9 protein-coding genes are annotated in these 12,500 nt (G+C 63.5%); 7 read left to right on the top strand and 2 right to left on the bottom strand.

From position 1 onward, the window contains the following. The first annotated feature begins 6 nt into the window (after positions 1–6). Positions 7–1,473 carry a sensor histidine kinase gene (locus ACFO0G_RS01425; RefSeq protein WP_286397922.1) on the top strand — a complete coding sequence of 489 codons (1,467 nt, stop codon included), beginning with the start codon at positions 7–9 and terminating at the stop codon, positions 1,471–1,473. 150 nt (positions 1,474–1,623) lie between these two features. Here the strand turns inward: ACFO0G_RS01425 and ACFO0G_RS01420 are convergent, their stop codons facing one another. After that, positions 1,624–1,872 (bottom strand): WhiB family transcriptional regulator, encoded by a 249-nt coding sequence (locus ACFO0G_RS01420; protein ID WP_003804966.1) that lies wholly within the window; start codon positions 1,870–1,872, stop codon positions 1,624–1,626. A gap of 229 nt (positions 1,873–2,101) precedes the next feature. On the opposite strand from ACFO0G_RS01420, the gene ACFO0G_RS01415 reads away from it, so the two are divergent. Then, positions 2,102–2,587, top strand: coding sequence for a hypothetical protein (locus tag ACFO0G_RS01415; protein ID WP_376976189.1), 486 nt, complete (start codon positions 2,102–2,104; stop codon positions 2,585–2,587). A 31-nt stretch (positions 2,588–2,618) separates the two neighbouring features. Here ACFO0G_RS01415 and ACFO0G_RS01410 read toward each other — a convergent pair whose 3' ends face one another. Next, positions 2,619–6,737: an FtsK/SpoIIIE domain-containing protein gene (locus ACFO0G_RS01410; RefSeq protein WP_376976187.1), complete on the bottom strand. Its 4,119-nt coding sequence runs from the start codon at positions 6,735–6,737 to the stop codon at positions 2,619–2,621. Between the two features lie 180 nt (positions 6,738–6,917). Between ACFO0G_RS01410 and ACFO0G_RS01405 the strand changes: the two genes are divergently transcribed. The 5 genes from ACFO0G_RS01405 to ACFO0G_RS01385 all read left to right on the top strand — a co-directional run bounded on the left by ACFO0G_RS01405 (position 6,918) and on the right by ACFO0G_RS01385 (position 12,439). Next, positions 6,918–7,502 carry an acyltransferase gene (locus ACFO0G_RS01405; RefSeq protein ID WP_286397918.1) on the top strand — a complete coding sequence of 195 codons (585 nt, stop codon included), beginning with the start codon at positions 6,918–6,920 and terminating at the stop codon, positions 7,500–7,502. A 124-nt stretch (positions 7,503–7,626) separates the two neighbouring features. After that, positions 7,627–8,814 (top strand): UDP-galactopyranose mutase, encoded by a 1,188-nt coding sequence (gene glf, locus ACFO0G_RS01400; RefSeq protein ID WP_286397917.1) that lies wholly within the window; start codon positions 7,627–7,629, stop codon positions 8,812–8,814. Continuing rightward, positions 8,811–10,835 (top strand): glycosyltransferase, encoded by a 2,025-nt coding sequence (locus ACFO0G_RS01395; protein WP_376976185.1) that lies wholly within the window; start codon positions 8,811–8,813, stop codon positions 10,833–10,835. The genes glf and ACFO0G_RS01395 overlap by 4 nt, the downstream gene beginning before the upstream one ends. Then, positions 10,832–11,713, top strand: a complete 882-nt coding sequence (locus ACFO0G_RS01390; protein ID WP_286397915.1) for an ABC transporter permease — start codon at positions 10,832–10,834, stop codon at positions 11,711–11,713. Before ACFO0G_RS01395 ends, ACFO0G_RS01390 begins: the two co-directional genes overlap by 4 nt. Continuing rightward, complete coding sequence (locus tag ACFO0G_RS01385) at positions 11,714–12,439, top strand: ABC transporter ATP-binding protein (protein WP_376976183.1); 726 nt, start codon at positions 11,714–11,716, stop codon at positions 12,437–12,439. It abuts the gene before it with no gap. Positions 12,440–12,500 lie beyond the last annotated feature (61 nt).

Below are 12,500 nucleotides of genomic sequence, written 5' to 3'. Positions count from 1 at the left end.
GGTGCAGTGGCAATCTTTACGGACCCCATCAGGGAACACGCTGATTTCGGGCCGGGCGATGCCGAATGGCTGCACCTCCTGGTGGGGGACTGGCAGATGGTGGCGGACCTGGCGTTCGCCGACCTGGCGCTGTGGTTCCCCCACCCGGAGCTTGGCTACATTGCGCTGGCGCACGTGCGGCCCTCCACCACCCACACGGCGTTCCACAGCGACTTTGTGGGCGAAGGCATCAGGTCCGATCTGCAGCCACTTGTGGACAGGGCGTGGAACAGCAGGACCATCGAGCGTTCCAGCGAGACGAACTGGAACAGCGAGATGGCCCTGCGGGTGGAGGCCGTTCCCATGGTCCGCAATGGCAGGACCCTTGCGGTGGTCACCACGCACATGGACTTGTCCAGCTCCCGGATGCCGTCCCGGCTGGAACTGACGTACCGCCAGTGCGCGTACGACCTCCTGCGGATGGGAACCCTGGGGTTGTGGCCGGACTTTGCCTCACCCACCGGGTCCCGCCGGGGCGCCCCCCGTGTGGGGGACGGGCTGATCAGGCTGGATGCCGACGGCGTGGTGCAGTATGCCAGCCCCAATGGCGTGTCGGCCTTCCGGCGGTTGGGTGACGGCGAGTCCCTGGAGGGCCGTTCGCTCGCTGAGGTGACGGCCGGCCTGCTGAAAGACCGCCGGATGGTTGATGAAACCCTGCCGCTGGTGGTGACCGGCCGCATGCCGTGGCGCAGCGAAATTGAGTCCCGGGGGGTGAGCCTGTCCCTGCGGGCCATTCCGCTCCGTGATGAGCAGCAGCGGTTTGGCGCGCTGGTGCTCTGCCGCGACGTCTCCGAATTGCGCCGTCGTGAGATGGAGCTGGTAACTAAGGACGCCACCATCCGGGAGATCCACCACCGGGTCAAGAACAATCTTCAGACCGTTGCTGCGCTCCTGCGGATGCAGTCCCGCCGCATGAGGAGCGACGAGGCAAAGCAGGGCTTGGAACAGGCAATGCGACGTGTTGCCACCATTGCGCTGGTTCACGAAACCTTGTCGCAGGGCCTCACCCAAAGCGTCGATTTCGACGAGCTGATCGGGCGCCAGTTCCGGCTGTCCGCGGAGGTGGCGTCCCCCTCCCAGCAGGTCCGGACCGAGCGGGAGGGCACGTTTGGCGAACTCCCCAGCGATCTCGCAACCCCTCTTGCCCTGGTCATCAACGAACTGGTGACCAACGCCGTAGAGCACGGACTTGAGGGCAGGGCGGGAACAGTATGGCTTGTTGCCGACCGGTCCGAAGGTGAAGACGGTGAGGAGTTGACGGTCACCATTGCCGACGACGGCGTGGGACTTCCCGAAACCCCGCACGTTGAGGGACTGGGCCTGCAGATCGTGCGGACCTTGGTCACCAGTGAACTGGGCGGCACCATCACGTGGCAGCGCCGCGAGGGCGGCGGCACCGAAGTCAAGATCCGGCTGAGCCTGGCCGGCAAGTAAGGCGCGGCCTCCCCTCCCTGCCGGCGCATGCCGGAAGTGAGGCCAACGCCAGCAGGAGAACAGACAGAGGCCCCGGGACAATCCATCTGGATAATCCCGGGGCCCCTGTTTTAGTTGCTCTGCGCTTTTGCCTTGCCGTTTGAAGCCTTACTAGGAGGCGCGGCGGGCACGGGCAGCGCGCCGTTTCAGGGCGCGGCGCTCGTCTTCGCTCATGCCGCCCCACACACCGGCATCCTGGCCGGATTCCAGCGCCCACTGCAGGCATGTGTCCACGACGGGGCACCGCCGGCAGACGCTCTTGGCTTCCTCGATCTGCAGGAGGGCCGGCCCTGTATTCCCAACGGGGAAGAACAGTTCCGGGTCCTTGTCGAGGCACGCTGCGCGATTACGCCAATCCATGCTGATCAGTTGCTCCATTTCTGGGAAGTGCCTTTGTGAAATTATTCACTAGTGGCTACAAAGGAAAAGGGCCCTCTGGGCCCCCTTGGTCATCTGCATCAAGCCTGTCATGTTAACGCTGTGTAAACAAGGGGTAATAACGCCCGAAATCCCACGAAACCTGAGCGATGCATCACAGTGTCGGCCTGCGCCTTCACCAGTGTCCGACTATGTCCGGTAGGGTGCCATTGTGTCAAGACCCCCGGTGAACCCAGCAGGTACCCCATCTTCTCCCGATGACTCCAGCGGGGACGCCGGTCGCCCAGTGGGCCGACCGTCGACGGTGCCCGGTGGGGCCAAAGTGGTCGCGCTCGTGGCTGCTGCCGAGGCTTCCGCGCTCCTGGTGGCGGCGGGGTGGTATGCCTACGAGTTGCTGTCCGGGAGCCCCGTCCTGTCCTTCTGGGGCGCGGTCTTCACCCTGGGCCTCCTGCTGGCCTTTTCCGCCTGGCTTTACGCCGTTGCCGTCTCTCTCTACCGGGGCTTCCGGTGGACCAGGGCGGCCGCCCTGGTGGCCCAACTGTTCGTACTGACCATTGGCGTGCCGGCCATGACGAGCGGCCTGGTCCTCGTCGGGATCGCAATGGTGGTTCCGGCGGTCGCAGCCATCGTTCTCCTGTTCTCCAACAGGGTGATAAACCATGCCTCACGCACAGGGACCGCGCCGCCCACTCTCTGACCTTGCAGCCGGGGTGTTCCCAATCCGGGGCCTACATGTTTGTGGGACGGTGAAGCTCGCTCCCATGCTCCGCCCTGGCCACCTGAAGGGAGCAGGACCGGCCGCCGGAGATCAGCACGCCGCGGCCGGCCGGGGGATTCGGCTCGATTTCGAACCGGCTTCCGAACAGGTCACCGTCAGCTGCTGAGCGCGGACAGAGCAGCAGTCCAATGCCCGATGCCCTGGAGCTCATGATCAGCGGAATGCGCTGGGGGAGCGCCGGGCTGAAAGCGGCGGTGACCACGGCAGGGTAGCCAAGGGCAGTCAACTGGCTTAAGTCCCTTATTGCGGGTGGTGCGAGCAGATCGACATCATCAACAAGGAGAATTGACCCGCGGGGCACCTGTCCTGCTTCGGCCTGCACCAGCAGCTGGGACCAAAAACTTCCAGCCGGGTCCGACGGTTCAGGACAGGTGCACCAGGACTGTTCCGGGTTGAGCGCCTCCAGTGCGTGCAAGGTATTGGTCTTGCCGCTTCCGGGGCTGCCAAGGACCGCCATGACGCCGCCGCCGGGCAGGCGAAAGGACAGTGGGGCAACTTCGTCCCCCGATACCCCGAGGAGGATCTCGCGCTGGCGTCGGTCCCTTCCCGGGGGCGCCGTTGCTGACAATCCGGAATGGGGCCCTCCGTCCATCCCGTCCCGTCCTGGTGACGGGTGTTCGGGGACAGGGCCAACTCGCGTTGGCTCTGCCATTGCTGCAACCTGACTGACCGTGATTGTCACCGGGAGGGGTGCCACGCGAAATGGAGGCGGGCCCGCAGGCAGGTAATTGGGGTTGCCCGCGATGTCCGGGACAGCGGTGCGGTAGAACTGGCACACTGCGGGGTCGCCGCCGGAGGCAGGGCCAAAGACTGCCGCCCGCCCCTGGACGGCCGGGGCCGAGGGCAGCCGCGGCCACATGCCCCGGCTTTCCTCCGTGGAACCGGCCGGAAAGTAGAAGCGGTTGGGAAGGGCGCCGAAAAACCTGGCCGTTACCAGCTCGCGCTCGCCCGAGAGCAGCAGCGTGATTCCTGCTGTGGCGCCGTCACGAACGAGGTCGTGGACCAGGTCCTCAGCCCAGGCCAACGGCCCCGACCGGAAGGCCGAAACCCAGGACCCCCAACCGGAGATGACGAGGACGAGAGGTGTCCGGCTGCCGGCTGGATTACTCAGCCGCTGCCCAAGTTCCCGCGCCAGCCGCTCCAGGATCCGTACTCCACGCCGCAGCTCGTGCAGTCCGGCATGAGCGCCCGTCCTGGCTGCCCGGGCCAGCGGCAAGAAGCCTCCTGTGGCGTCCAACAGGTAAAAGTGGGTTTCAGCAGGACGGGTCATCAGTTTGTGGACGGCCAGTTCCAGGCCTTCTCCGGCGCCGGAAGCGGCACCGCCGACGAATGCAGCGTGACCGTGGCGGGCGGGGCTCCACACCAGGGCCTCTACCTTTTGCTTTTCCGGTAGATCCATCAAGCCCAGCTGTACGTGGCCGGCTTGGGCCAGGGGTTCCCCCCGGCTGGGGGTGGCGGTTGCCGGGCTCCAGGCGGGGCCACACGGAGCAGGTTCTTCCAGTTGCTCCGGCAGAGGCGGAGCTACAGGCCTCCGTGGCAGTGCTTTTTCCTGCGCGGCGCACAGGTTCCGCACCATGGCTGTCAGCGGTTCCACTGCCCGCGCGGGGGTTGGCGCAGCGGCTGGCCCGTGGCCGGGTTCGTCGCCGTGTGCGGTGAGGTAATCAGTTGTCCGGTGGACTTCAATTGCGGCGGAACGGCTGACCCCGGAAGGTGGGGCGAGGGAGGCTGCCTGGAACTCCTCTGCTGCCTCCGCTCCACGGGCCAGGAAGGCGCGGCCTGGCGAGTCGACACTGATGGCCGCGGCGGCCTTTGAGTTGACGATATCCAACGACTCCATAGCTGACTGCACGCGAAGGGCAATGCTGGAGGTGACGTTGGCGCGGATGTCTGCCGTCAGGGCGCCCTGCGGTCGCTGCGTTGCCATCACCAAGTGGATGCCGAGCGATCGCCCGATAGCTGCAATCCGCAGCAGTTCACGCAGTGCTTCCGGGGCGTCGTCAACCAGCATCCGGAACTCGTCGATGACGATGACCAGATGGGGAAGGACAAAGTCCCGGGCCGCAGCCGTGGAGCGGTATGCGGAGATATCCGGGACGCGGGCGGCTGAAAGGCAGCTCTCCCGAAGCCGCACTTCGGCGCGGAGTGAAGTCAGTGTCCGGACCATTTCGCCATTGGAAAGGTCTGTCTGCAACCCGACACAGTGCACGAGGCTGGCCAACGGGGCCAGCCCTGAACCGCCCTTGAAATCGATGAAAAAGAAGTTGACCCGCTCCGGCGGATGGCTCAGGGCGAGGGCAAGTGTGAGGCTGCGGAGCAATTCCGACTTTCCCGAGCCGGTGGTGCCTGCGACCAGAAGGTGGGGTCCGTCGGCATGGAGGTCGATGTACTTCGTTCCGGCTGCGCTCCGTCCCAGCGGTGCGGCCAGCCCGTCATCCTGTGCACTGGAGTCCCAGCGGTCAGCTGTGGCCTCAGGGGTGAGGGACAGGACCTGGCCGAGGCTGCAGGCAGCCGGAACAACACTGCCCGCTTCCCCGTCCCCGGAATGTTCGCCTGCCAGGCGCCGGCAAAAACGGGTGAACACGCCTTCGGGTGCCAGGTCGGGGACGAAGACCGTCTCGCCGAGGTCTAACAGTGCCACCGAGTGTCGTTCGGATAGAAGGACATCGGGTGCGGGCCGTTCCCCTTCGTCCGGAAGGAAATGCAGAACCTGCCACCCGTGCCGGAGTGCTGCTTCGCGGATCCGGTGTTCAGCCTCGAGCGTGGAGGATTCCCCCCTAATCAACAGGACCCCGCGCTCGCAGCCTGGTGGATGGCTGCTGTTCACGACTCCGAGTCCGGCACCGGCTGTTGCCGTGAGCGTCACCCTGGAAAGGTAGCGGGCAGCGAGTGGCAGGGTTCCCGGCGTCCCGTGGACGACGACCTGGGTGGTGCCCCCGCGCGGGTACCCCGCCAGTTGCATGAGGAAGGAGCGGATGGCCCCGTCGGTGGCAAAGCGCGGTCCGCCCACCGTGGTGAGCGGGCGGGCCGGGTCGAGCAGCACAGGCGCAATTCCGGAGGATGGAACCACTTGGGCAGCGCCAAGCGGTTCGACTCTGATGTTCGGCGCCTGTTCTGCCTGGCCCACCCGCAGCCAGATGCCATCGGCGCCCGTATCGTCATAGGGCATCTCCTTGGCTGATTCCGCGGCCATTGCTACGAGCGACAGGGGAGGGGCGCACCGCCGTCGGCGTTTTCTGTCTTCCTCGACAGCGGCATCCACAGCGGCGGACAAATCCCGCTTCTGCCGCCTTCCGCTGAGGGCGGTAACCAGGACCGGGAACGCGGAAGCCAGGGAAAAGGCGAGGAACATCCACATGCCGGTGAACGAGGCGAGCAGCACCCCGATTGCAAGTGGCAGAACAGCGGTGACAAGGAGTACGAGACGGTTTCCGGCCTCGGCCCGGCCGGCCACCACGATCGGGTCCGCCACCGACTTTCCAGCATCTGCCAGGATCTGAACCGGCAGTTCTGCAAAAACCAGTGACAGGTTGGACTGCCCGCACCTGATGCTGGAGTCCGTGGAGATGACCGTGCTGCGGATCCGCTCCCCGTTGACGTATGTCCCGTTGGCGCTATCCAGGTCAACCAACATGATGTCCGTCTCCGTAACCACGACGCGGGCGTGTTCGCGGGAAAGCTCCGGATCCGGAATGACAATCCTCGTGCCGCTGCGGCCAATGCTGTAGCTGCCACGTTGGAGCCGGACAATCGTTCCCGCTGCCGCGCCGCTGTCAACAGTGAGGGCCAGCGGAGCCACAGGACCGCCCACCGGCGGACGTTCAGGCCGCCGCCTCAAAGGAGCGGTGCCGGCATCGACAAGGATGGCCGCCTCCACCAACGGAGGAACACCCAGCACCAGGCAGCATAAATCTTCCCCGTCCACGGTGACAGCGCCTGCGCCGAACTTTCGTACCAACTGCTGGTGAATCACGGAGCCGGACGTGCCAAACGGGGCATCGATGGATAATTCCACAGGTGGCTCGACCTTCGGTGATCCCGGGCCGCCAACCAGCGTGCAGTTGAATGTCATGGTTGGGATCCTTCATGTTGTAACCCACACGCTAACCACGGCGGGCAGGCCCGGGCAGGCACTTCAGGCTCTATGTGGATAAACGTGTGGTTTCTGGTGTCCCCGGAGCCTGGCAGCGCGGTTAGGATCACTACATCCTGGACCTGGCCAATGCGTCCGTGAGTTGCGAAGGAGTCCCCCTTGACCACGATCGCTGACAGCGCGGACGTTGCGACCGGAGCCCACATCGGGGCAGGCACCAAGGTGTGGCATCTCGCACAGATCAGGGAGGCAGCCCGCCTGGGGGAGAACTGCGTCATCGGCCGCGGCGCCTACATAGGGCCTGGGGTGGTACTGGGGGAGAACTGCAAGGTCCAGAACTACGCGCTGGTGTACGAGCCCGCGGTCCTGGAAGCAGGTGTCTTCATTGGTCCGGCAGCGGTGCTGACCAACGATGTCTTTCCCCGGGCTGTCACACCGCAGGGCGTCCTTAAAACGGAGGACGACTGGGACAAAGTGGGTGTCACCATCCGGCAGGGGGCTGCCATCGGGGCGCGGGCAGTCTGCATAGCACCCCTGACCATCGGCGCGTGGGCCACGGTGGCGGCGGGCGCCGTCGTCACCAGGGACGTGCCGGACTTTGCGCTCGTTGCCGGGGTACCCGCGCGTCGTATTGGTTGGGTGGGGAGGGCCGGCCAGCCACTCCGGCAGGAGGGCGGGCAGTGGATCTGCCCCGGTACGGGGGAGGCCTACATTGAAGACGGCGGGACACTGCGCCTTGCCTGACGGCGGCCTGTGTGCCGGCTCACAGCCAGCGGGCTGATTCGACGGCCCGTGCAGTCCCTCGGGTAGGCTAGAGCAGCAGACAATGCGCACCATTGCGCTGCCCGCATTCGAACCAGGAGATTTTGTGACCGCTGACCTCGTCATCGTAGGGTCCGGCTTTTTTGGCCTGACAATCGCAGAACAGGCCGCCACTGAGCTCGGCCTGAAGGTCGTCGTCATCGACCGTCGCCATCACATCGGCGGAAACGCGTACAGCGAAAAGGAAGAGCAGACCGGGATTGAAATCCACCGGTATGGCGCCCACCTTTTCCACACCTCCAACGAGCGGGTGTGGGAGTACGTGAACAGGTTCACCACCTTCACGGACTACGTCCATAAGGTCTATGGCGTCCACAAGGGCGAGGTCTACTCACTGCCGATCAACCTGGCCACAATCAACCAGTTCTTCCGGGCCAACCTCACCCCCGGCCAGGCCAGGGACCTTATCAAGGAACAGGCCGGCGAACTGGCCGGAACGGACCCGCAAAACCTGAACGACAAGGGCATCCAGCTCATTGGCCGCCCGTTGTACGAAGCGTTCATCAAGCACTACACCGGCAAGCAGTGGCAGACGGACCCCAAAGACCTTCCGGCGGGCATCATCTCCCGGTTGCCCGTCCGCTACAACTACGACAACCGGTACTTCAACGACAAGTACGAGGGCCTGCCGACCAACGGTTATACCGCATGGATCGAAAAGATGGCGGAGCACCCCAACATCGAGGTGCGGCTCAACACGGACTTCTTCGACGAATCCCACGAGTACAGCAAGAACAAGGTTGTGGGCAACATCCCCGTCGTCTACACCGGCCCGGTTGACCGGTACTTCGACTACGCCGAGGGCGACTTGTCCTGGCGCACCATCGACTTCGAGGAAGAAGTCCTGGAGATGGGTGACTTCCAGGGCACGTCCGTTGTGAACTACAACGACGCCGATGTTCCCTACACCCGCATCATCGAACCCCGCCACTTCCACCCGGAGCGCGACTACCAGACCGAAAAGACGGTCATCATGCGTGAGTTCTCCCGTTTCGCAGAGAAGGGCGACGAGCCCTACTACCCGGTCAACACCTCCGCGGACAGGGAGCGCCTGCTCAAGTACCGCGACCTGGCGGCGGCAGAGAAGGATGTTCTGTTCGGTGGCCGGCTGGGCACCTACAAGTACCTGGACATGCACATGGCCATCGGAGCCGCATTGAGCATGTTCGATAACAAGATCAGGCCGCACTTCGAAAGCGGCGTACAGCTTGAAAGCGGGGGAGTCGACGCATGAGCGTCCCTACCGACAACAAGACGAAGAAGTCCGTGAAGACTGACCGGACGGGAAGCCCGCAGGCGTGGCAGACGCTTCAACGCGTGATCCTGCCCAGTGCAAGCCAGATGGACACGGTTCCCCTGTACATGGACATGGGCACCGCTACCGGTATCCAACTGCCTACTGCCGGGGACCGTGAGGGGAAGGCCAGCAAGGCCCGGACCATCAGCAGCCCCACCAAGGAAGCCCACGTGGAAGACTTCCTTTCACGCCACTCAACGTCTGTCCGCTCAGGCGAGCGGGTGTCCTTCGGTTCCTACTTCAATGCATTCCCGGCCAGCTATTGGCGGCGGTGGACCACCGTGGACAAGGTCAGGCTGCAGGTCCGAACCCAAGGGACCGGCTCCGTCATCGTGTACAAGTCGAATGCGCGCGGGTCCCTGCAGCGGGTGGACACTCGAAGGGTTGAAGGCACAGCGGAAAGCACCTTTGAGCTTTCGCTCGCACCTTTCGGTGATGGCGGATGGTACTGGTTTGACCTGCTTGCCGGTACAGAGCCGTTGATCATGCTCGACGCCGAGTGGCAAGGAGCAGCGGTCGAAACAACGCCGGGGTCCGTCACGCTCCAAATCACCACGCTGAACAAGACGGATTTCTGCCTGAACAACCTGCGCCTCCTTGCGGAAAGCGAAGAAGCACTTGCCCACGTGCAGGAAATCCTGATTGTGGACCAGGGGACGCAGAAGCTTGCCGACGCAGAGGGCTTCGACGAAGTCAAGCGGTCCCTGAACGGCAAGCTTCGCATCATCAACCAGTCCAACCTGGGCGGCTCGGGCGGGTTCGCCCGCGGCATGTTTGAAGCTGTAGAGAACGGCAGCGACTACGCCCTCTTGATGGACGATGACGTGGTTGTCGAACCGGAAAGCATCATCCGCCTGCTGACTTTCGCGGATCGGTGCAAGACCCCGACTCTTGTCGGCGGGCACATGTTCGACCTCTACAACCGCACTGTGCTGCATACCTTCGGCGAGGTGGTCAATCCCTACAGGTTCCAGCCGTCGCTCCCCAGCGAGGACATGATCCTGGGCCACGACTTCCTGTCGTCCAACCTTCGACAGACCCCCTGGCTGCACCGGCGTTGCGACGTCGACTACAACGGCTGGTGGATGTGCCTCATCCCCACGCAGGTCATCCGCGATATCGGATTGTCACTCCCACTGTTCATCAAGTGGGACGATTCCGAGTACGGGTTGCGGGCCAAGGCCGCCGGCTACCCGACGGTGTCCTTGCCCGGCTCAGCTGTCTGGCATGTCTCGTGGATCGACAAGGACGACCTTGTCGGCTGGCAGGCCTACTTCCACGCCCGCAACAGGGTAGTGGCCGCGCTCCTTCACAGCCCCTACGAGTTCGGCGGCAGGGTCATCAAGGAGTCGCAGTACGCCGACGTCAAGCACCTCGTCTCCATGCAGTACGCCACAGCGCAGGGCCGGCAGTGGGCGTTGGAAGATGTGCTGAAGGGCCCGGATACCCTGCCAGGACTGCTGTCCGCCAAGCTGCCGCAGATCCGCGACATGATGTCTGCACACTCTGACGCGGTTTTCCGGCCAGACCCGGAGGACTTCCCTGCGCCAAAGATGGATAAGCCGCCACGCCGCGGCCACGGCCCCTCCCAGCCCGGGAAGCTGACGCTCCTTCCCTGGGCCGCAAAGACTGTCGTCCGGCAACTGGCGAGCCCGGTCAAGGGCACCAGCGCCGAGCGCCCACAGACGACAATTGCGCACCAGGACAACCGGTGGTGGCGGATGGCACAGTATGACAGTGCCGTGGTGTCCAATGCCGAGGGCACAGGGGCCTCCTGGTACCGACGTGATCCCCAGCGGCTGCGGAAGATGCTGGCCGAAAGCGCCAAGCTCCACTCTGCCCTGCTGAAGGAGTGGCCTGCTCTCAGTAAGAAGTACAAGTCCGCCGTTTCGGAGCTGACCTCCATGGAGTCCTGGAGGAAGACGTTCGAGCAACACACCCAGAACGAGATCAAGTGAGCGCAATCGCATCCGGTGAGCTGACCACTCCCGGGCTGGGCGGTGGGTTGCGGGACATCAGGCAGTCCGGCTTCCTGCTCAAGCTGCTGGTCCGCAAGGAACTCAAGGTGCGTTACCGGGGCTCCGTGCTGGGCCTGTTGTGGTCGTACGTGAAGCCCGGGGTGCAGTTCATTGTCTTCTACGTGGCCTTGGGGGTTTTCCTCGGCCTTGAGCGGAGTGCACGGAACCCGGAAGGGCTCTCAAACTACGCGGTCTACCTGTTCTCCGGCATTGTCCTGATTAACTTCTTTACCGAGGCTTTGGGCAACGCCGCGCGGTCGATAGTCAATAACGGAAACCTCATCAAGAAGATCTACCTTCCGCGCGAGCTCTTTCCCGTTGCTTCCGTCTGGGTCTCGGCTGTGCACTTCTTCCCGCAGCTGGTGGTGCTGGTCATCGGGTGTGTCCTGGCCGGCTGGCATCCCAACCTCATTCAACTGCTGGCTGCGGTTGCGGGTTTCGTTATCGTGGCTCTGCTTGCCACGGGACTAGGTCTCTTGTTCGGGGCTGCCAACGTCTATTTCCGGGATTCGGAAAACCTGGTGGATATGCTCCTGATGGTTGCCACCTGGGCTTCCCCTGTGATGTATGCGTGGTCCATGGTCCACGACAAGCTTGGTGCGGGGTGGTTCGCCGTCTACCAAGCAAACCCGATCACTATTGGGGTGGAGCTTTTTCATTATGCGTTCTGGTTCCCCACAACGGACGGATCCGTGGCCATGCCCCCGAATCTTTTCAGTCTTTGGCTGTTTGTTGGGCTGGGCGTGGCGGTGGCCATCCTCCTCTTGGGCCAATTCACCTTCCGGCGCCTTGAGGGCCGTTTCGCGCAGGAGCTATAAGTGGTCAAGGCAATTGAAGTTTCGGATATCAGCAAGCAGTTTGTCCTGCGCCACACACGGTCCATCAAGGAAGCCGTCGTTTGGCTCATAAAGGGGCGCAAGGGAGATCTTTCCGAGAAGTTCCACGCCCTGAAGAACGTATCTCTTGACGTCGAGGCAGGGGAGACCGTGGCGCTCCTGGGCCTGAACGGTTCGGGCAAGTCCACTTTGCTGAAGCACATTTCGGGAGTCATGCTTCCCGACACCGGAATGGTAAAGACGAGGGGCCGGGTTGCCGGACTTATCGAAGTAGGTGCCGGCTTCCACCCCGACCTCTCCGGGCGGGACAACGTGTTCCTCAACGGTGCCATCCTGGGAATGACTGAGCAGCAAATTAAGGAGAGGTTCGACGCTATTGTCGAGTTTTCCGAGATCGGCCAGTTCATTGATACCGAGGTCAAGTTCTACTCTTCCGGGATGTACCTGCGCCTGGCTTTTTCGGTCGCCGTGCATACAGACCCGGAAGTCTTCCTGATCGATGAGATTCTCGCGGTCGGTGACGAGCCTTTCCAGCGCAAATGCATCGATAAGATCCAGGAACTGGCGCACGAGGGAAAGACACTCGTTGTGGTGAGCCACGACTTGGACCTCGTTTCCCGCATCTGCGACCGGGGAATCCTGATGGAGCACGGTAACGTGAAATTCGATGGACCCATCCAGGAGGCCGTCTCGATTTTGAGGGCCTGACGGGCGTCATCTGCAGCAGGTCAACGGCTGCGCTCACTTTTTGATTGACCATCAGCGGTAC

The organism is Arthrobacter sedimenti (assembly GCF_042652025.1).
Classification (GTDB): Bacteria; Actinomycetota; Actinomycetes; order Actinomycetales; family Micrococcaceae; genus Arthrobacter; species Arthrobacter sedimenti.
This window is presented reverse-complemented; position numbering and strand designations above follow the sequence as displayed.